The sequence below is a fragment of the Sphingobium sp. B2 genome (assembly GCF_007693735.1).
Classification (GTDB): domain Bacteria; phylum Pseudomonadota; class Alphaproteobacteria; order Sphingomonadales; family Sphingomonadaceae; genus Sphingobium; species Sphingobium xenophagum.
In genome coordinates this window covers 293,717-313,113 of record NZ_VDBZ01000001.1, presented here as the reverse complement: position 1 = coordinate 313,113, position 19,397 = coordinate 293,717, and the positions used below count along the sequence as shown (strand labels likewise).

The 19,397-nt window shown below is 66.7% G+C and carries 15 protein-coding genes; 10 read left to right on the top strand and 5 right to left on the bottom strand.

What is annotated here, in order from left to right:
• Positions 1–10: 10 nt before the first annotated feature.
• Positions 11–931: a toll/interleukin-1 receptor domain-containing protein gene (locus FE851_RS01550; protein ID WP_145199254.1), complete on the bottom strand. Its 921-nt coding sequence runs from the start codon at positions 929–931 to the stop codon at positions 11–13.
• Here FE851_RS01550 and FE851_RS01545 point away from each other — a divergent pair.
• Positions 930–1,589, top strand: a complete 660-nt coding sequence (locus FE851_RS01545) for a hypothetical protein (RefSeq protein ID WP_261370830.1) — start codon at positions 930–932, stop codon at positions 1,587–1,589. The genes FE851_RS01550 and FE851_RS01545 overlap by 2 nt on opposite strands.
• A gap of 25 nt (positions 1,590–1,614) precedes the next feature.
• Here FE851_RS01545 and FE851_RS01540 read toward each other — a convergent pair whose 3' ends face one another.
• Positions 1,615–3,225, bottom strand: coding sequence for a DUF4384 domain-containing protein (locus FE851_RS01540; protein ID WP_261370829.1), 1,611 nt, complete (start codon positions 3,223–3,225; stop codon positions 1,615–1,617).
• Between the two features lie 202 nt (positions 3,226–3,427).
• On the opposite strand from FE851_RS01540, the gene FE851_RS01535 reads away from it, so the two are divergent.
• The 8 genes from FE851_RS01535 to FE851_RS01500 all read left to right on the top strand — a co-directional run bounded on the left by FE851_RS01535 (position 3,428) and on the right by FE851_RS01500 (position 12,021).
• Entirely contained in the window at positions 3,428–4,102 is a 675-nt protein-coding gene (locus tag FE851_RS01535) for a hypothetical protein (protein WP_145199245.1), read from the top strand.
• Positions 4,099–5,730, top strand: coding sequence for an SUMF1/EgtB/PvdO family nonheme iron enzyme (locus tag FE851_RS01530; protein WP_145199242.1), 1,632 nt, complete (start codon positions 4,099–4,101; stop codon positions 5,728–5,730). Before FE851_RS01535 ends, FE851_RS01530 begins: the two co-directional genes overlap by 4 nt.
• Positions 5,731–5,791: 61 nt before the next feature.
• The gene (locus FE851_RS01525) at positions 5,792–6,706 is read left to right on the top strand and encodes a hypothetical protein (RefSeq protein WP_017181947.1); all 915 of its coding nucleotides are present in this window, start codon (positions 5,792–5,794) and stop codon (positions 6,704–6,706) included.
• A gap of 27 nt (positions 6,707–6,733) precedes the next feature.
• Positions 6,734–8,287 (top strand): C1 family peptidase, encoded by a 1,554-nt coding sequence (locus FE851_RS01520; RefSeq protein WP_145199239.1) that lies wholly within the window; start codon positions 6,734–6,736, stop codon positions 8,285–8,287.
• An 8-nt stretch (positions 8,288–8,295) separates the two neighbouring features.
• On the top strand, positions 8,296–10,407 hold the full coding sequence (locus tag FE851_RS01515; protein WP_145199236.1) for a RyR domain-containing protein: 2,112 nt from the start codon (positions 8,296–8,298) through the stop codon (positions 10,405–10,407).
• The gene (locus FE851_RS01510) at positions 10,395–11,162 is read left to right on the top strand and encodes an ABC transporter permease (protein ID WP_145199233.1); all 768 of its coding nucleotides are present in this window, start codon (positions 10,395–10,397) and stop codon (positions 11,160–11,162) included. The genes FE851_RS01515 and FE851_RS01510 overlap by 13 nt, the downstream gene beginning before the upstream one ends.
• A complete protein-coding gene (locus tag FE851_RS01505; protein ID WP_261370828.1) occupies positions 11,159–11,797 on the top strand; it encodes an ATP-binding cassette domain-containing protein in 639 nt (212 codons plus the stop codon). The genes FE851_RS01510 and FE851_RS01505 overlap by 4 nt, the downstream gene beginning before the upstream one ends.
• Positions 11,683–12,021: an ABC transporter ATP-binding protein gene (locus FE851_RS01500; RefSeq protein ID WP_261370827.1), complete on the top strand. Its 339-nt coding sequence runs from the start codon at positions 11,683–11,685 to the stop codon at positions 12,019–12,021. Before FE851_RS01505 ends, FE851_RS01500 begins: the two co-directional genes overlap by 115 nt.
• A gap of 159 nt (positions 12,022–12,180) precedes the next feature.
• Here FE851_RS01500 and FE851_RS01490 read toward each other — a convergent pair whose 3' ends face one another.
• The 3 genes from FE851_RS01490 to FE851_RS01480 are packed head-to-tail and all read right to left on the bottom strand — an operon-like array spanning position 12,181 to position 17,397.
• Positions 12,181–12,774 (bottom strand): ABC-type transport auxiliary lipoprotein family protein, encoded by a 594-nt coding sequence (locus FE851_RS01490; protein WP_107124398.1) that lies wholly within the window; start codon positions 12,772–12,774, stop codon positions 12,181–12,183.
• Positions 12,771–13,766 (bottom strand): MlaD family protein, encoded by a 996-nt coding sequence (locus tag FE851_RS01485; RefSeq protein WP_145199231.1) that lies wholly within the window; start codon positions 13,764–13,766, stop codon positions 12,771–12,773. Before FE851_RS01485 ends, FE851_RS01490 begins: the two co-directional genes overlap by 4 nt.
• A 46-nt stretch (positions 13,767–13,812) precedes the next feature.
• Positions 13,813–17,397, bottom strand: a complete 3,585-nt coding sequence (locus tag FE851_RS01480; protein ID WP_145204003.1) for a hydantoinase B/oxoprolinase family protein — start codon at positions 17,395–17,397, stop codon at positions 13,813–13,815.
• A gap of 104 nt (positions 17,398–17,501) precedes the next feature.
• On the opposite strand from FE851_RS01480, the gene FE851_RS01475 reads away from it, so the two are divergent.
• On the top strand, positions 17,502–19,361 hold the full coding sequence (locus tag FE851_RS01475; RefSeq protein WP_145199228.1) for a CHASE3 domain-containing protein: 1,860 nt from the start codon (positions 17,502–17,504) through the stop codon (positions 19,359–19,361).
• The last annotated feature ends 36 nt before the right edge of the window (positions 19,362–19,397 follow it).

Genomic DNA, 19,397 nt, shown 5'->3' with positions numbered 1-19,397 from the left:
TCCACAGGCTTCAAGGCGGCGGGCAGCTACTCCCCTCATCCGCCAGCCGTCGCACTTCCTGCGCCGCGACCTGGGCCAGCCAGGCGCGGCGTTCGGCCTTGTCGGCATTTTCCTCCGCCAGCTTGCGCGCGGCCTGCGCTTCATTGCGCTGCTGCACCGCCATGCGGGCATAGGTGAAGGCGGCGATCGACAGGCCGCTCAGCAGCAGAATCAGCAGAAAGGCAAAGGTGCCAAGCGCCACGGCGATGCGGCGGCTGCGGCGCTGGTCGCGGCGGTAGAGGCTGGCATAGGGCGTACCGAGCAACCCGGCGATCAGCTTGAGCTTGACGATATTGCGGTCGTTTTTCTGAAGGTCGGGCGCAAGCGGTTCGAGCGGCTGGGCGCGATCCAGCTGGCCCTGGGCATCCAGCGCGAACAGCAGGGGCGCGGGGAAACAGTCCGTATCGGGATCGCCGGGCTTGCCCGCCGCAATCAGCGCGAACACCGGCGCGTCCGGATTGATCGTCTTGAAGCTGCGAATTTCCTTGTCGACCCAGACCGACCGGGCGGCAGTGGGCGAGCAGATGACGATCAGCGCGTCGGATCGGGCAAGCGCGCCCAGCAATTTGGGGCCGAGTTCGGCTGCGCCCGCCAGTTCATCCTCATCGCGGAAAATCGGCCGCAGCCGGGCGGGGATCGGGCCACGATCGCCCGCCGTGCCGACCAACGCCTTTGGCACGCGATAATTTTCGATCGCGCGGTGGAGCCAGCGGGCGACCTTCATGTCGGCATGGCTGTAACTGATGAAGGCGGCATAGCGCCCCGCCCCCGCCCCGCCCACCAGCGCGGTCAATTGTTTGGCCAAGTCCGCGCCGCCGCTCAGCACTGGCTTTCCAACGGCCGTGGCAGTATCCACGGGAATGGAGATTATCTTGCTGAAAGGGTTGGACATGAAGCGTAAAATCCTAGTCGCAAGCGCTGCGATGATGCTGGCACAAGGTGGCGCGATGGCGCAGCAGGCCGCGCCCGCCGCCCAGCCCGCCGCAGTCAAGCCCGCCGATCCGTTCGCGCAGGCGATTGCCGCGCGGCAAGTGGCCGACTTCGCCCGGCGCGAGGGTGATCCCTATGCGATGCTGACAGCCGCACGGATGCTGAAGCAGGTGCCGATGAGCGAAGGCGAAGCAGCGGCAGGGGACGACGCGGCCTTTTCCCCCGACGCGCTGTTTGCCGAGGCAAAGGCGCTGGCCCGTGACGATCAGGCGTTGCTGTTGCAGATTCGCCTGTCCCAGTCCGCGTCGGGGCGCGGGGTGATGGCGTCGGCGTTCGGCAAGGGGCTGGTGCGGCGGGTACAGGACGTCAATCCGCGCAACGCCTATCGCTTCACCGTGATCGCCAAGGGTGGCGAGCCGCTGCGCATCGGCGCGATCGGCGACATCGGCACCAGCATGTATATCCGCCTGCTCGATGCGTCGGGCAAGCAATTGTGCCTGGACGACAATGCCGATTACGCGCCGGTCTGCGCGGTGACGCCCCGCGCGTCGGGAGAATATCGCATCGACATCGGCAACAAGAGCGCGGCCAAGAGCCGGACGGTGATTTTGAGCAATTGACCGGACGGGCGCGACAGGCATTGCGTCAATTGCCGGTATAAAGCTCGCCGATCGACAGGCTCGCCTGCCCCGGCGACTTGGCCAGCAATTCGCGGATCGGCGCGACAAGCCAGTTTGCGGCGCGCTGATTTTCGACCGTGCGCAGCAGGACGCGGAAGGCTTCCGGCGGCTGGGGCGTCACTAGGGCAACGACATGGTCCGCGCCATAGGGAGCGATGACCTGGCTTTCGAGGACCGGCAGCGACTGGCCGGGGGCGAGGCGACCGTCGCCGTCCGACGGCGCGACCGGGAACAGGCGCTGGACCGTGCCGTCCGACGCTATGTTGAACACAGTGGCATATTGTGGCGCGGCGACACGCTGGCCGTCCGCCTGTAGCGCCAGCGTGACCGGCGCGCCGGACGGATAGCGCGCACCATTGTCGAGCGGGCCGACGACTAGCCGGGCGCGCCGTTCGGACAGGAGCGGTCGCATCGCTTCGACCGCGGCCCATTTGTCGATGACGCCGCGCAGCTGCGGCAGGGTTTTGACATTTTGCGCGACCACGTCGCCCGTGCGGCGGAGCATGACGTGGCGGACATTGTCCCAGACGAAATCCGCGCCTTTGCCATCGGTCAGGACACGCCAGGGATGGTCAGGGCCGGCGACGCTGGCCCGCGCCTTCACATCAGCGACGTAGAGGCCGGGCAGCGGCGGCGCGACCGGGGGCGCGGGCGGCGGCGGCACGGTGGCGAACAGCCCCTGCCCTTCGCGGCCCGGCGGGATGATGATGCTGCTTTCCTGCCGCTGGCCGCTCAACATGCGGACCTGGACATTGAGATAGGTGCCCAGTTCACCGATGGTCAGCTTGCCATCGCCATCCTGATCCGCCGCCATGCCCCTGCCATCGGCTCCTGGCGTGGTCAGCCCCTGTTCGAACGACCATGTGAGGAAACCGCGTGTCGGCGCGCCTTCGACCGGCAGGGCATTTTCCCATGCGATCTGATCGTCGCGGGCAGCGCCGATATAGAACAGGTTGGGCAGATCCTCCCGCGTGGCGGTGAGCGCCGCGCCCTCGACCGAAGCCAAGGTGCTGGCGAAACGCGGCGCGGGACGAGAGCCCAGTTCGACGTTGCGGCCACCCAGCGTCAGGCGCGGGGTCATGCCCATCGCGCGCGGATCGACCGATCGGTGCAGCGTGCCCGAATGGCAGGTGTCCGCCATCATCAGCACCTGCACACCGCGCGGCACGTAGAGGGCCAGCCAGGTGTAGAAATCCTTGTCGACGATGAAACGTTCGGCGTCCTTGCTGTCAGGATCGAAACCGGGCAGCGGCAGGAACTGGTCGGTATCGCCGTCTCGCGTCCCCTTCACGCTGGCTTCGGCCAACGCGCCATGGCCGGTATAGTAAAGGAATATCCAGTCGCCCGGTTTGGAACGTAGCCCCAAAGCATGGAGCGCGGTTTCGACCGTGGTGCGACTGACACCTTCATTGCGCAATATTGTGACATCGCTGGCGCCCTGGCCGCGAATCACTGTTTCCATCGCTGCAAGATCATTTTCGGGACCAGCAAGATCCATGATCTGGGACGAGTGGAACTGCCATGTGCCCACCAATAGGGCGCGGGTTTCGGCTTTAGCGAGCGAAGGAGATACCATTATTGTGACAAAAGCGGTTAATACTGTTGCCCAGAGTCCACGAAGCCCCTTCCCCACTTGGGATCTCCTGCGATTTTTTGTTGCCTGTTCAGTTATTACCCCATAATCTCATAATGGTTTGGGGAGCAATAACTATATCATGACGCGGGGTGGGACGATGATAATAGTCAGAAGCTTCTTAACCATTGCTGCGGCGGGGTTTTTGTTAGGATCTTCCTCCGCCGCACTGGCGCAGGCCAACCCGACCGAAACACCTGCGCAAGGCGGGGCGGGCGACGCGACCGATGGCGCTGCCGGGCGCGGCGTGCGCATCCTGCAACCCGAAACGTCCCCCGCGAATATCGTTACGAATGGGCAACAGGCTGCGCCTGCCAATGCGTCACAGCCGGTCGCCCCTCCCGCGGCCAATGCCATCGCGCCGGCAAAGCAGCGCCCGACCGCCCCGGCCGGCGCGGGACCAGTCCCGGCGCGCGCGCCGGTTCCGGTTCCTGCCGTGCTGAAGTCGTGCGACCGTCCCTTCGCCAAGCCCACGCTTCGTTTTGCCAACCCGGCCCGGTTCGACCGCGCGCTCAAAGGCGCTCTGCGGCGGGGCAAGACGGTGGTGGTCGATATCGAATCGCCCTATCCGGTCGCCAATGAAGCGCCCGCGCCGCTGGGCGCCTGGCTGAACGAGGTCGAAAAGAGCGGCGGCATGGTCACCGTCAGCCCCTATTGCCAAAAGGGTCGAGGTTTGGGGGGCTTCCTTGCCAAGCTGTTCGGCGGCGGCCCGGCTGAACCCTATAAGGCCGCGCGCGCCTATGACGCGGTGCTGCATGTTGATTCGGTCGACCAGATCGTCACTCAAGTAGAATTCGCGCCGCGCAAGGCATCCAAATGACCCCACGCCCCGTTTTGTTTCCCGCGCTCCTGTTCCGCGCCATGGCAGCGCTGAGCCTGTTCGTCGCTCTGCTGGCTGGTGGCGGCGCGGCGCAAGCGGCGGACGAACCCCGGCTGGCGCTCGTGATCGTCAATGGCGCGTATCAGTCCTTCGACAAGCTGGCGTCCACCTATGCCGATGGCGACAAGATCGCCACTGCGCTCAGCGCGACCGGCTTTGTCGATGCGAATGGCAAAGGGCCGGTGCAGGTGCGGCGTGACCTGTCGCGTGAAGCTATGCTGGCCGCGATTGCCGATTTCCGCGCGAAACTGACCGCCGCCGGACCCAAGGCGTTCGGGATGCTCTATTTTTCCGGCCATGGCGCGGCGCTGGGCAGCTATGGCGACGTCATGCTGCTGCCGGTGGATGCCGGGCGCGACGTGACGGCGGAAACGGCGACGCTGACCCGCGCGGCGCTGACCCGCAACCTGCTGGGGTCCGGCGCGAAAACGATGCTGATCGTACTGGACATGTGCCGGAACGTCCTGGCCGCGCCGCCGCCGTCACTGGCGCAGATGATCGCCGACCAGACCGGGGTCGAAACGAGCGCCGTGGGTGAACTGGCCGGGAGCAAAGGTCTGCGCCGCATGGTGCGCGCGCCCGCCGCCGCGATCCGGCCCGATCAGGGTTATCTGGTCGCCTTTTCCACCAGCGCGGACCAGTTCGCGTTCGACGACGGTATCTTTTCCAAGGTGCTGGCCGAGGAAATCCGCCGCCCGCAGCAGAATATCGCCGACGCCCTGAAGCGCGTGTCCGATCGGGTCGCGCTGTCATCTGGCAAGAATTTCCAGAAGCCGACCTTCGACTATGGCCTGCAAGGTGCACCGCCCTGCTTCATTTCGTGCGATCGGGCCGCGAATGACCGCTTCTATGATTGCGCCAATTGCCCGTGGATGCGCGCCATCCCCGCCGGCACCACGCCGTTCGGGTCGCCAGCGTCGGAACCGGGGCGCGGCAGCGACGAGCCGGTGCAGGCCGATGTGCGGATCGAAAGGCCCTTCGCGATCGGCGTCTATGAAGTGACGATCGCGGAATGGAATGGCTGCGTGCGCGACAATGCCTGCGCGAAGCTGGGCAATTGGGCAAAGGAAAATCCCAACCCGCTGATCCCCGCGACCGACATCAGTTATGAGGATGCGCAGGCCTTCCTGGCCTGGCTGACCGTCAAGTCAGGCCGCACCTATCGCCTGCCGACGGAGGCGGAATGGGAATATGCCAGCCGGGGCGGCGCGCCGACCGCTTTCCCCTGGGGTGACGATATTGCGCCGAGCCAGGCCAATTATGACCATACCGCCCGCTATCGCGGATCGGACACCGCGCCCTATCGCGGTTATCCCGAAAGCGTGAATGCCTATCCCGCCAACGCCCTGGGCCTCAATCAGATGCAGGGCAATGTGTGGGAATGGACATCGGGCTGCACCGACCAGTCGTGCCGGATGCGGGTGATCCGGGGCGGGTCGTTCGAAAGCGCGCCCGATGCGCTGCGATCGGCCAACCGTTTCACCGTGCCGCCGACCAAGCGACGGCAGGATGCAGGGCTGCGGGTCGTGCGGGATCTGGACCCGGACGAGATATTCGCCGCGTCCTGACAATTTTTCATGTGGGTTTGGCACCGGACGGGGAAACCGGTGCCGCAAAGGGGGTAAGAGAATGAGAATATATCTGGCGACGGCAGCGCTGATCGCGATTGTGCCGGGAATGGCGCAGGCCGCGCCCTATCTGGCGACGGTGGGCAGTCCCAACAGTCTGCAACATAGCGCGGTATCGACGGCGTTGAACCTGAATGACCTGGACTATGATGACGATCCGGACACGCCGGGTTTCGACATGGAGGGGGATGCCGACACGATCGGCGCGGCGATCACCTATTGGGGCGCCTATGGCAATGAAGGCCAGCGCTATGAGCTGCGCTATCAAAAGGCGCTGCGGCCATTCGAGGGCAGCCGCGCCCGCGTGCTGATCGACCCGGTGCTGAACGTCCTGCACGTCAACAATGGCGCGACCGCGACGATGGGGACGCTGTCCACCGGGATCGAGATACCCGTCCAGCCCAACTGGCTGATCACCCCGCGTGTCGCCTATGGCGTGACCGACGCGGGCGCCTTTTTCGGATCGACCAGCAGCGACCTCATTACCCTGTCGGCCAGCAGCCGCTACAAGATCGCACAGGTAGGGCGCGGCGACCTGACCATCGGCAATATGATCGGCTGGTCGACCACCACCGATTGGGGGCTGGGGCGCGATCCCGCCTTCTATCTGAAGGAAAATGTCTTCACCTTCCGCAACGGGCTCGCCTATCAATTGCCGTTCAAGGGACGGATGTTCGGCGGGCGACAGGGATCGCTGCGCGCCAGCTATACCTGGACCAAGCTGACCGACGATCCGCAATCCTATGAAAATGTGCATGAAGCGGCGCTGAGCATCGGCGTACGTACCCGCGAAGCCGAGCAGAAGAGCAAGGCGGAGCAACTGCGCATCGGCCTGATCTACACCCATGGCACGAGCAGCTTTTCGCATGATTTCGATTATGACGCGGTGACGCTGACCATCGGCTATCGCTTCTAGAACCAGAAATTTCGGGAGGAACGGGTGATGACACGTCGTTTCGTCACATGGGGCGGTCCGGCATTGCTGGCGCTCTGTGCCGCGGGATCGTCCGCGCAGCAGGGCAATGACAGCCAGTTCATGACCGGCGCTGAACCTGTTTCTCCCGAAGATTATGCCAAGCTGCCCAAACAGGGGCGGTTCCGCGCCTATCTGCCCAAGCGGGTGGACCTGTCCAATGCCTATCCTCCGCCCGGATCGCAGGGACCGCAGCCCAATTGCGTCGCATGGGCGACCACCTACGCCGCGCGCACCTTCCTGAATTTCCGCGACAAGGCTGTACAACCGGCCACCCCTGCCGACCAGATGAGTCCGGCCTATGTCTATAACAGGCTGCGTCCGGCCGGATCGCCGTGCGCGGGGACGATCAGCATCGTCCAGGCGCTGACATTGCTCAAGAATGAGGGGACGGTCAGCCTGGCCGACTTTCCCGACGACATGACCAAATGCGCGATCCCCGCGCCCGAAGCGCTGAAGGCCAAGGCGGGCAATTACCGCCTGCTCGACTGGCGCGCGGTCGATCGTGAGGTCAAGGACGACTGGCGCACGCCGATCATCCTGGACGATGTGAAGGGTGCGCTGGCGCGCGGCGCGCCAGTGATATTCGCCATGCCGGTTTCTGCCGATTTCAAGGCCCATCGCGGCGATGGCATCTACAGTCGCGCGGAAAAGCCCGAACATGCCAGTTATCACGCCATGGCGATCGTGGGCTATGATGAGGAGCGGCAGGCGCTGCGCATCATGAACAGCTGGGGCCCGATCTGGGGTGACAAGGGCTATGCCTGGATCGACTATGAGACCTTCCGGCTGCTGACGGGCGAAGCCTATTCGCTCGAAGCGCCGGTCGTGCCCGTCGCGCCTGGTGCGCCTGGTGCGCCGACACCAGCGCCCAAGAGCGCGGCGCAGGTCCTGCGCGAACAGGCCGCCGCCATGCCATGCGGCGGCGTCAGCGTGAAAGGCGGCGCGGTATCGGGCTTTTCCGGCGACCTGAACGCCATTGCGGCACTGCGCGAGGCGACGTTGAAGGCGGACCCGAATGCGAAGTTCGAGGTGCGCCATCTGCCATGGCCGCAATGTGAGGCGGCGCTGACTCTGGCGGCGCCGCTGGCCCGCGCGGGAACGCGGATCGCGGCGCTGACCGAGGCGGGCGCGCCGCGGGACGGCGATCCGGTGACGATGAAGGAGAATGAAATTTTCGGCGTCAGCGCCACCACCACGGCGGCGCGGCCCTATATCAGCATCATCTACCTCCAGGCCGACGGCAGCGCGGTGGAACTGCATCGCGGCCATCCCGAACCCGATGGCAAGGGGGTGCGGCAGGTGATGATCGGCCTGTCCAAAACCGCGCAGCGCTATGCGGTCGCCCCGCCCTTCGGCCCGGAGATGATCGTCGCGCTGGCGTCCGACAAGCCGCTGTTTGGCGATGATGAAGTGATCAATGGCACCGAACGGCAATTTTTGACGCGGTTGCGCGCCAAGCTGGTCGGCCAGTCCGGCGACGGCGTGTCCGCCGCCTTCGTCCGCCTGCATACCAGCAACTGATCCTGGCGATGCACTGGCGCAAGGGAGCATGGCGACCGCCCGTCGCGCCGATCGTGCGGTTCGGGGCGCTGGGGATCGCCTTTCTGCTGGGAATCTGGGGTTTTTCCCAGGCCTGTGAACAGGCAGGCATCGCCTCTACCCTGCTGCAGGATGCACTCCGGTCGCTAGGGTTGGTCGTCGGCCATTTCCCGCAGGCGCTGGAGGACCGCGACCTGCCCGTCGCGCTGCATATCGCGCGCTGGGCGCTGCCGCTGCTGACTGTCTGGTCCATGGCTGCGCTGGCGTGGACGCAGATACGCAATCCCTGGCGGCTGGCGCTTGTCCGGGCGCGCGGCGACCATCTGGTGATTTCCGGCGACGCCGATAGCGAACTGGCCGCGCGGGCGGCACTCGGCGCGCTGAACGAAGGGCGGCGGGTGCTGCTGTGGCCACGCGATCGACGCGCCGTCTGGGTCACCGACGCGATCGAAGCCGGGGCGGCGGAGGTCGAGCAGGCGGCGACGGACGAAAGCGTACAGGCGCTGGCGCTGGACAAGGCGCGGGCGGCGATGCTGCTGAGCCGCGAGGCGCGGACCAACATCGCGCTGGCCGCCATCCTGATGGCTGAGGCGGCGCGGGTACGCGCCGCCGGCGATCCGCTGGACGTCATCCTGCGCGTCGATGATCTGGACCTGCGACGCAGCGTCGAGCAGCGATTCGAGCAGGGCGACCGCAAGACCGCGCGGGTACGGATGGCGGCGCTGCCGGACATCGCCGCGCGACAGCTGGCGCTGGCCCGCCCGATCGACGCTTTTGCCCGTGCGGGACAGGCGGGGCGCGGGGTGCTGGTCATCGGCTTCACGCCGCTGATCGAACGTTATGTGCTTCGTACGCTGGCGGGCGGTCATTATCGCGATGGCGGCAAGCCGGGCTTTGTCATTCATCTGGCCGATGCGGCGAAGGCCGAAGCGGGTTTCCGCGCGCGCAATCCGGGCGCAGACACACTGTCGCCGTTGCGCTTTGTCGAGGCGCGCGCCGACCCGGCGGGGATTGGCGCGCTGATCGACCAGCATGTCGCGGTACATGGGGAGCCCGTCGCGATCCTGATCGATGCGGGCGGCGACGATCGGACGCTGGCGATCGCGCTGGCGGTCGATGCACGCTATCGGACCGCTGCGCTGGTCGCGCCGCCGATCCATGCGCGCATGGATAGCGGGTATGACGCGCGGCTGGGCGCAGGAATATTGCCGTTCGGGGCACTGGCCGATCTGGCCGATCCCGACATGCTGTTGCAGGACCGGCATGACGTGCTGGCGCGGTCGATCCATGATTTCTATCTGGAGGGACGCTTTGCCGAAGGCGAGCGGATCGGCGTGCGCGCGTCGATGCAGGAGTGGGACGATCTGCCCGAATCCTTTCGCGACGATAACCGGCTGGTCGCCGACTGCTATAGCCTGAAGCTGCGCGACATCGGCGCGCGGCTGGTGGAAGGGAGCGGGCCGTCGCTGGTGCTGACGCCCGACGAGCTGGAGGAATTGTCACGCGCCGAACATGATCGCTGGATGGCGGCCAAGCTGGTGCAGGGCTGGACATTCGGGGCGGTGCGCGACGATGCCAAGCGGCTGCACCCGGACATCATTCCCTATGACGAGTTGAGCGAGGTGATCAAGGATCTGGACCGGGAGCAGGTGCGGATCATGGCGCGGTTGTTGGGCGCGTCGGGGCGGCGGGCCTTGCGGGTGCTGCGCGTGGCCATCCTGCCCGGCGGCGATGGCACCTGCCCCGATCCGGGCGCGCTGCTGGCGGCGCTGTACGCGCAATATCCCGACCGGGTGCCATTGTTCGCGGGCGATCTGGCCGATGGCTGGGCGCGCGCGATGATGGGCGCGCTGCATCAGCGGGGACATTTGGTCCAGTTGCTGCTGAACGCCCATGTTCAGGCGATCATCGACAGGCTGGACGGTGCGGATGCGCGGATGGCGGTAGCACTGGTGCGCGCGGCGGACAGCCTATACGCGACGACCGATCCGGGGGACATGCCCGATGCGCAACTGGTCCTGACGCCCGGCCCGATCGAGGATGATCGCGCCGTGCAACTGGGCGGCGGCGGCACGATCGTTCGGGCACCATGGGCACGTTGAGGGGCAGCCGCAAGATCGTCGCCGCGGTAGGCGCGGGACTGTGGCTGATCGGGCGCGCGGCGCGCGGCATGGCGCGGCGGCTGGTGGCGGGCGACCGGCTGGCGCAGCGACAACTGGCCGATAGCTTGCCGCTGCATGTGTGGCGCCCCTTGCGCACGCTGCTGCCGCTCGCCACGCTGGCGGGGATGATCGCCGGGATCGGCGCAGCGCGGCTGCTGGCATTGTATAATGCGCAGATTCCGGTCCAGTCGGCGCTGGCCGAAACGCTGCTGCGCGACATCGTGCCGCTGCTCGTCGGGCTGTTCGCGTCGGGCAGCGTGTCGGTGGCGCTGTCATCGCGGCTGGGGGCAATGTCGCTCAACCGGGAGATTGACGCGCTGGAGGCGCTGGGGCGCGATCCGGTCGGCCATGCCCTGGGTCCGGCGCTGGTTGCGGTATTGCTGTCGGTGCCGATCCATATGATGCTTGCCGGTCTGGCGGCGCTGGTCGGCTGTGCGCTGCCGCTGCGGTTGATAGCCAATATCGGCTGGGCGCAGTGGGCGGGCTTCGCCTTTTCCCATGAGGCGGCGGGCGCGATGCTGACCGGCATGGCCAAGGTGCTGGTCTATGCGCTGATCGCCTTTGGCGTGGGCGGCGCGGTGGGGGCAAGGCCCGTGCGGTCCCCCGCCGATATTGGCCGTCGCGCGACCACGGCCTTTACCGCCGGGTTGCTGGGAATTTTTGCCGCAGCGGTCCTGTGGACAGCCCTGGCATGAGCGAGATGCTGGCATTTGAGGGCGTCAGCCTGGTGCTGGGCGGCGCGCGGGTGCTGGACCGGATCGACCTGCACATCGGCGCGGGTGAGCGGGTCGCCATCGTGGGGGAGAGCGGCGCGGGCAAGGGCTGGCTGTTGCGGCTGGCGGTCGGGTTGGCGGAACCGGGCAGCGGCATGGTGCGGCTGATGGGAGTCGCGCTGGACGAGGCCGATACCGACCAGCGCCGCTTGCTGCGCGCCCGGTGCGGGCTGGCGATGCAGGGCGGGTCGTTGCTGGGCGACCTGACCGTCGAGGAGAATATGCGGCTGGCGCTGGGGCGCATGGGCGGGCGCGACGCGCGAGCAAGACGGCGGATCGACCGGCTGTTGCTGGAATATGGGCTGGAGCAGGCGGCGGACATCCGCGCCGACATGCTGTCCATCGGCGAACGGCGACGGGCGGAACTGGCGCGGGCCTTCACTGTCTCTTATACACATCTAGACGTGTATAAGAGACAGCAAGACGGCGGATCGACCGGCTGTTGCTGGAATACGGGCTGGAGCAGGCGGCGGCCATCCGCGCCGACATGCTGTCCAGCGGCGAACGGCGACGGGCGGAACTGGCGCGGGCCGTCATGCGCGATCCGGACCTGTTGATTTGGGACGAGCCGTTCGAGGGCGCCTCTGCGCGCGGCGCGGCGCTGGAGGAACAGGTGCGGCGGCGGACTGTGCCGCATGGTCGCGCGCTGCTGCTGCTGACACAGGATGCGGCGCTGGCGGAACGCTGTCTCTTATACACATCTCCTATGCGCGCGGCGCGGCGCTGGAGGAACAGGGGCGGCGGCGGACTGTGCCGCATGGTCGCGCGCTGCTGCTGCTGACACAGGATGCGGCGCTGGCGGAACGATTGTGCGAGCGTGTCTATCGGCTGGAGGCGGGGCGGTTGGTATGAGCCAAGCACTATGTGTTCCCGCGCAGGCGGGAACCCAGTTCAAAGGGTGGGACTGTGTTCCCGCCTGCGCGGGAACACATAATGTTGTTCAACAGGAAGCAGTAGTAACCCTGCCCGACACGGCATCCTCGACAAAGGCCGCAACTGCCTGTTCGATCGCGCCCTGAAACGCGGCGGCGCGCGCCGTGCCTGCCGCCGAGGTGATCGGCTGGGTCGCGCAGTAGCGGCCGGTCCAGACCGCCTTGCCCTGCGCCACTTGCGTCACGTCGAAGGCGATGACAGCTTGCGCTGTGCCCGCGCCGGTCACTTCCTCGAACCGGTCGAGCGTGGCGACGATACGGCGATCGGCAGCCAGCGACAGGTCCGGCCCGGTGACGGCGGCAAAGCGGGTGCGCAGCCCGGCGACCAGCGCGCGGGCAAGCATGGTGGCGGGCGGTTCTTCCCAGAACAGGGTCGCGGCCTGGCGGATTTCGCCGGGCGTGGCGGCATCGACATAGGCATAGCGCGCCCCGCCGCTCAATCCCCGCGCCTGCACCGGCGCGACGGCGATGGTGGGCACGGGCTGGAGCGGGCCGACGGCAAAGCGCGGGGAGAGGCGCATGGTGACGGGGGCGTCCCCGCCTTTCAGCGCAGCGCAGGCCGGGAGCGTCAGGAGCAGGAGGATCGAGGCGAGGCGGATCATTTCTTTCCTCCCGGCGGTGGCGGATCGGCGTAGCGCTGGCCCCGGATCGCGAAGGTCGGATCGCCCGCCAGCCGCTCGCTGAGATTTCCAAGGCTGGCGCTGGTGCGTTCCAGATTGGCGCTGGTGGCGATCAGCGAGGCGGATGCCCCTTCGAGGATCATCCGTGCTTCGCTGGCGCTGCCCTTCCCTTCGGCCAGCAACCCGGCGATGCTGGTCTGGTTCTGCGCCACCATCGCCTGGGTTTCGCGCAATATGCCGTTGAGCGCAGCGACGTCGATTTCGGATGCGCGCCCGGTCGCCTTGCGGACATGGGAGAGGGTGAGCGCGATGTCACCCTGCCCCGGCCTGAAGCTGCGGTCGAGTTGGGTGCTGAGCGAGTTCAGCGCCGCCAGCGTTTCCGTCGCGTTGCGGGCGACCTTTGCCATATCGACCGCGCTGCCCGTTCCGTCGCCCTGCAACATCGTGGAAAGCCGCTGCGCCATGGCGTTGGCGGTGCGGGCGACGGCAGCAGCTTCGCCGATCGCGACCGATGCGGTTTCGAACAGGTCGGCGGGGCGGCGGCATCCGGCAACGGCGTCAGCGCGCTTCGGCCCGGCGACAGGATCACAGCCATAGGCGCGGCGGGCGTTGGCGCATTGGGCAGTCGCGGTTTCCAGCGCGACCAGTTCGATGCGCGGGGCCGTCAGCGGATTGGCGGCGGCGACGGTGGCAAAGGCGCAGGGGGATGGCCGCCAGTCCTTCGCCACGCCCATATGGACCGCGAAGGTGCGGCTGGGGCCGTCCAGTTCGACCGAGCGGACCTGCCCGATCGGCGCGCCGCGAAAATAGACCTGCACGCCGGGGGAAACGCCCTCCACATCATCCAGCGTCGTGGCGATCACCCGCTGGCGAAAGAAGGGATCGGGGACCAGCGCGAGGATCGCGACCAGTGCCACGGCAAGGATCGCGGCCCCGACGCCCCATCTGATCTGCGTTGCTGCGTCCGGCGTCATTCACCCCTCCCCCTGCCTGTGACAACAGCCCCGCGCGGGGCTGTTGTCAAGCGGGATCGGAAGCGCCGAAGCCGCCGCCACCGGGGGTTTCGATGACGAATATGTCGCCTGCCCGCATGGCCGCTGTGGCGGTGGAGCCAAGCGGTTCGATGCCCCCGTCCGCCCGTTCGATCGCATTGCGGCCGGGACTGCCCGGCGCGCCGCCTGCAAGGCCGAAGGGCGGGACGGTGCGGCGGTTGGACAGGATGCCTGCGGTCATATCCTCCAGAAAGCGGATGCGGCGCAGCGCGCCGTCGCCGCCGCGATGCACGCCCTGCCCGCCGGAGCCGGGCCGGATCGAAAATTCTTCCAGCAAGACCGGGAAGCGGGTTTCGAGGATTTCGGGATCGGTAAGGCGGCTGTTGGTCATATGGGTCTGGACCACCGGCGCGCCATCGAAGTCGGGGCCAGCGCCCGAACCCCCGGCGATGGTTTCATAATATTGGTGCCGGGCATTGCCGAAAGTGAGGTTGTTCATCGTCCCCTGTGCGCCCGCCATGACACCCAGGGCGCCAAACAGCGCGTCGGTGACGACCTGGCTGGTTTCGACATTGCCCGCGACCACGGCGGCAGGATGGCGGGGGCGGAGCATCGAGCCTTCAGGGACGATGATGGTGATGGGCTTCAAGCAGCCGTCATTCATCGGCACCGCTTCGTCGATCAGGGTACGCACGACGTAGAGGACGGCGGCGCGGACGACCGAAGCGGGGGCGTTGAAATTGCCGGGAAGCTGGGCTGACGATCCGGTGAAATCGACCGTGGCCGATCCGGTGCCCTGGTCAAGCTGAACAGTGACCTGAACAATCGCACCATTGTCCATCGCATAGGTGAAATGGCCGTCGGACAGGCGACCGATAAGGCGGCGGACCGCGGATTCGGCCTGATCCTGCACATGGCCCATATAGGCGGCGACAGTGGCCGCGCCATAATCATTACTTATCCGTAACAATTCCTGACTGCCGCGTGCGCAGGCAGCGATCTGGGCCGTGAGATCGGCGATATTCTGGTCGATATTGCGCGCAGGCCATGGCCCCGACGCCAGCAGCGCGCGCATGTCGGCTTCGCAAAATGTGCCGCGATCGACCAGCAGCACATTGTCGAGGATGACGCCTTCCTCCTCGACCGAAACACTGCCGGGCGGCATCGATCCGGGGGTGATGCCGCCAATGTCGGCATGATGGCCGCGCGCCGCGACATAATAGGCCGGGACGTCGCCGCCGACGAATACGGGCATGACCACGGTGACATCGGGCAGATGGGTGCCGCCATCATAGGGGGCGTTGAGGACATAGACGTCGCCCGGCTTCATCCCGCGCCCGTCGACCGGCATCCCGTCCGGGCCGATGCCGCGCCGCGTCATGATCGTACGGATACTGTCGCCCATGCTGCCCAGATGGACGGGCATATGCGGGGCGTTGGCGACCAGATTGCCCGCCGCGTCGAACAGGGCGCAGGAGAAATCGAGCCGTTCGCGGATATTGACCGAAGAGGCGCTGTTCTGGAGCGCCGCGCCCATTTCCTCCGCAATGGCCATGAAGAGGCCGCCCATGACTTCAAGCCGGACGGGATCGACTGCGCTGGCGTCCCCGGTCTGCGGCGCAGGGCGCGGGGCATGGCGGGTGAGGATGAGATTGCCGATGGCGTCGAGCCGCGCGCGCCAGCCCGGTTCGACGGCGGTCGTGGACACAGGGTCGATGATGAGCGCCGGTCCGTCGATAATGCTGGCAAGGGCCAGGCCCGCCCGGTCATGGACCGGCGCGGCTTCGCCCGCATAATCGACATGGGCGAGCGGCGGTGCTGGTTGCGCGGCGATGGCGGCGATGTCGGTCATCGCTTCGCTCGCCCCGGCAATCGCCTCTACACGGGCCATGTCGATGAGGATGCGCCCCTGCCCGGCGAACCCGAAGCGGGCGTTATGCTGGGTCAGGAAATCCGCGCGCATGGTGTCTATGTCCGCCAGGGGCACGTCGAACAGGCTGTCGGTGCCATCATAGCGCAGCCGCAGCAGCGTTTCGATCCGGTCGGCCTGGGGCAGGTCAGCGCGGGCGTCGGCGGCCAGGGCCGTCAGTGCATCATCGAGGTCCGCCATGGTCTGCGCGTCCAGCGGCAGCGCCAGCGTGCGTTCGCGCACCGCGCGACGATCGGCCAGCCCCATGCCATAGGCCGACAGCACCCCGCCCAGCGGATGGATCATCACCCGGTCCATGCCGAGCGCATCGGCGACCAGACAGGCATGTTGCCCCCCTGCCCCGCCAAAGCTGGCAAGCGTGTAGCGCGTCACGTCATGGCCCCGCGCGACCGAGATGCGCTTGATCGCATTGGCCATGCTGGCGACGGCGACGGCAATGAAGCCCTGAGCGGCGTCGCGCACGCTCAGGGTTTGGCCGGTTTCCGCCTGCACCTGCGCGCAGATGGCCGTGATGCGCGCCTGCGCCGCATCGGCATCGAGCGGCTGGTCGCCATTCGGGCCGAACAGGCTGGGAAAATGATCGGGCTGGATCTTGCCGAGCAGCAGGTTGCAGTCGGTGACGGTAAGCGGTCCGCCGCGCCGGTAGCAGGCTGGTCCCGGCACCGCGCCAGCCGATTCCGGCCCGACGCGGAAGCGGCCATCGACGAAGCTGCAGATCGATCCGCCGCCCGCCGCGATGGTGTGGATACGCATCATCGGCGCGCGCAGTCGCACACCGGCCACCTGTGCCTCATTGTCGCGCTCATAGGCTCCGGCATAGTGGGACACATCGGTCGAGGTGCCGCCCATGTCGAAGCCGATCACCTCGCGAAAACCGGCCTGTTCTGCGGTCCGGGCCAGGCCGACGATGCCGCCCGCCGGGCCGGAGAGGATCGCGTCCTTGCCCCGGAACAGCATGCCGTCGATCAGGCCGCCGCTCGATTGCCTGAACAGCATGTCGGCCCGATCGCCCAGCGCATCGCGCAGCCCGTCGACATAGGCGCGCAGCACGGGCGAAAGATAGGCGTCGGCCAATGTGGTGTCGCCGCGCCCGATCAGCTTGATGAGCGGCGCGACGTCATGGCTGGTCGAAATCTGGGTAAAGCCGATTTCGGCGGCGATCGCTGCGATCGCCTGTTCGTGCGCGGGATAGCGATAGCCATGCATCAACACGATGGCGATCGCGCGAAGGCCGCCGTCATAGGCCGATTGCAACGCCGCGCGGGCGGCGTCCCGGTCCAGCGCGGTCAGGACCGTGCCATCTGCCATGACCCGTTCATCCATCTCCGCCACCTGCGCATGAAGCGGGTCGGGCAGGATGATGTGGCGCGCGAACAGGTCTGGCCGGTCCTGATAGCCGATGCGCAGCGCGTCGCGAAAACCGTGCGTGATGGCGAGCAGGGTCGGCTCGCCCTTGCGCTCCAGCAGGGCGTTGGTGGCGATGGTGGTGCCGATCCGCAGGCGACAGGGCGGGATCGGCCCTTCCCCTGCCCCCGTCAGTCGGCGCACCGCCTCTACCGCCGCGTCGGCATAGCGTTCCGGGTCGCTGGACAGCAGTTTGGCGGTGCGCAGCCGCCCATCGGGGCCGCGCGCCACCACATCGGTGAAAGTACCGCCGCGATCGATCCAGAATTGCCAGTGCATGGCGCGGGTGATGGCGCGATGCTGGCGCGATGGCAAGGCTTTGGGGATTGCACGCTTTGCATTGGGGCTTGCCCTGCGCGCTGCATTTAACCATGAAAGGCGCCATGCCTGCCATCCGCCCCGAACGGTCGATCATCCTGTTATTGCTTGCAATGCTGGTCGTCATGATGGCGGTGACCGGTACATTCTGGCTGTATCGCAGCCAGCAGACGAGCGCCAATTGGGTCGCACATACGTTGCGGGTGGAAAGCCGGCTGTCGGCGATGATGGTGCAGGTCCAGGCGGCGGAAAGCAGCCAGCGCGGCTATTTGCTGACCGGACGGCCCGAATTTCTGGACAGCTATAATGGATTCGATCGCCAGTGGCGCAGGGATTTGGCGACGCTCAGCCAGGATGTGAGAGACAATCCCGTGCAGGCGCAAGCGGTCGACGGGCTGGATGATCTGATCGCGCGGCGCAGCGCCTATCTGGAACGAGCGATAGCCCGCAAGCGGGCGGGGCTTCCCATCGATCCCAGCATTTTTACGCGCGGCCAGATATTGATGGCGGGCATCCGGGCGCGGATCGCCACGATGAAGGCGCGCGAGGAAGCGTTGTTGCGCGAGCGCACGGCAAACAATGACCGGCTGAGCATTTTGGTGTCCGGCGGCCTTGCGGTCAGCGCTGCGCTGGCCATTCTGCTGGGCCTGATGGCGCTGCGCACCGCGCAGCGGCGCATGGGCGAAGCGGTCGCGCATGGGCGGGAACTGGAACAGGCCAACGAACGGCTGATCACCGAGGCGCAGGAGCGCGAGGCCGCCGAAGCGCAGTTGCGCCAGATGCAGAAGATGGAATCGATCGGCCAGCTGACGGGCGGCATCGCCCATGATTTCAACAATATGCTGGCGATCGTCATCGGTTCGCTCGACATGGCGCGGCGGCGGCTGGGTGACGATGGCGACCCCCGCGTCATCAAGGGCATCGACAATGCGACCGAAGGGGCGCAGCGCGCCGCGCAGCTGACCGCGCGGCTGCTCGCTTTCTCGCGCCAGCAACCGCTCGACCCGCAACCGACCGACGTCAACAAGCTGGTCGGTGGCATGTCCGAACTGCTGCGCCGGACGATCGGTGAGGATGTGCGCGTGGAATCCGTGCTGGCAGGCGGCCTGTGGCGCGCGAGCATCGACGCCAACCAGCTGGAAAACGCCATCATCAACCTGTGCGTCAATGCCCGCGACGCGATGCCGGGCGGCGGCAAGCTGACGATCGAGACCGGCAACGCGCATCTGGACGATGCCTATGCCGCGACCCATGACGAGGTGACGCCGGGCCAATATGTGATGGTATCGGTCACCGACAGCGGCACCGGCATGCCGCCGGACGTGGTTGCGCGCGCGTTCGACCCTTTCTTTACGACGAAGGGCGTGGGCAAGGGCACCGGGCTGGGGCTGAGCCAGGTGTTCGGTTTCGTAAAACAGTCGCGCGGCCATGTGAAAATCTATTCGGAGCCCGGCCAGGGGACGATCATCAAAATCTATCTGCCGCGCCATTATGGGCCGGACGCGACCGGCAGCTATGTCGCCCCCCTGTCCGACAGCCTGCCCCGCGCACAGGGCGAGGAAATCATCCTGCTGGTCGAGGATGAAGAGCGGGTGCGGCATATGTCGGTCGATTCGCTGCGCGAACTGGGCTATACCGTGGTGCAGGCGTCGGACGGCGAACAGGCGTTGGCGATGCTCACGATCCAGCCGCGCATCGACATGCTTTTTACCGACATCGTCATGCCGGGCATTAACGGCCGCATCTTGGCCGACCGGGCGCGCGAGGCACGGCCGGGGCTGAAAGTGCTCTACACCACCGGCTATACCCGCAACGCCATCGTCCATAACGGGATGCTGGACCCCGGCGTTTCCTTCCTGGCCAAGCCGTTCACGCTGGACCAGCTGGCGGTCAAGGTACGGCAGGTGCTCGACGGCGAAGTCTGATCCGCCCACCGGTTGATCGAGGTTGTGGACAGGGGG

Bases quoted from the DNA above. Each gene is read 5' to 3' on its own strand.
- FE851_RS01490 (WP_107124398.1), bottom strand. From the start codon at position 12,774: ATGATCCGCCTCGCCTCGATCCTCCTGCTCCTGACGCTCCCGGCCTGC.
- FE851_RS01475 (WP_145199228.1), top strand. From the start codon at position 17,502: ATGCCTGCCATCCGCCCCGAACGGTCGATCATCCTGTTATTGCTTGCA.
- FE851_RS01550 (WP_145199254.1), bottom strand. From the start codon at position 931: ATGTCCAACCCTTTCAGCAAGATAATCTCCATTCCCGTGGATACTGCC.
- FE851_RS01545 (WP_261370830.1), top strand. From the start codon at position 930: ATGAAGCGTAAAATCCTAGTCGCAAGCGCTGCGATGATGCTGGCACAA.
- FE851_RS01480 (WP_145204003.1), bottom strand. From the start codon at position 17,397: ATGCACTGGCAATTCTGGATCGATCGCGGCGGTACTTTCACCGATGTG.
- FE851_RS01485 (WP_145199231.1), bottom strand. From the start codon at position 13,766: ATGACGCCGGACGCAGCAACGCAGATCAGATGGGGCGTCGGGGCCGCG.
- FE851_RS01510 (WP_145199233.1), top strand. From the start codon at position 10,395: ATGGGCACGTTGAGGGGCAGCCGCAAGATCGTCGCCGCGGTAGGCGCG.
- FE851_RS01540 (WP_261370829.1), bottom strand. From the start codon at position 3,225: ATGGTATCTCCTTCGCTCGCTAAAGCCGAAACCCGCGCCCTATTGGTG.
- FE851_RS01525 (WP_017181947.1), top strand. From the start codon at position 5,792: ATGAGAATATATCTGGCGACGGCAGCGCTGATCGCGATTGTGCCGGGA.
- FE851_RS01530 (WP_145199242.1), top strand. From the start codon at position 4,099: ATGACCCCACGCCCCGTTTTGTTTCCCGCGCTCCTGTTCCGCGCCATG.
- FE851_RS01505 (WP_261370828.1), top strand. From the start codon at position 11,159: ATGAGCGAGATGCTGGCATTTGAGGGCGTCAGCCTGGTGCTGGGCGGC.
- FE851_RS01515 (WP_145199236.1), top strand. From the start codon at position 8,296: ATGCACTGGCGCAAGGGAGCATGGCGACCGCCCGTCGCGCCGATCGTG.
- FE851_RS01520 (WP_145199239.1), top strand. From the start codon at position 6,734: ATGACACGTCGTTTCGTCACATGGGGCGGTCCGGCATTGCTGGCGCTC.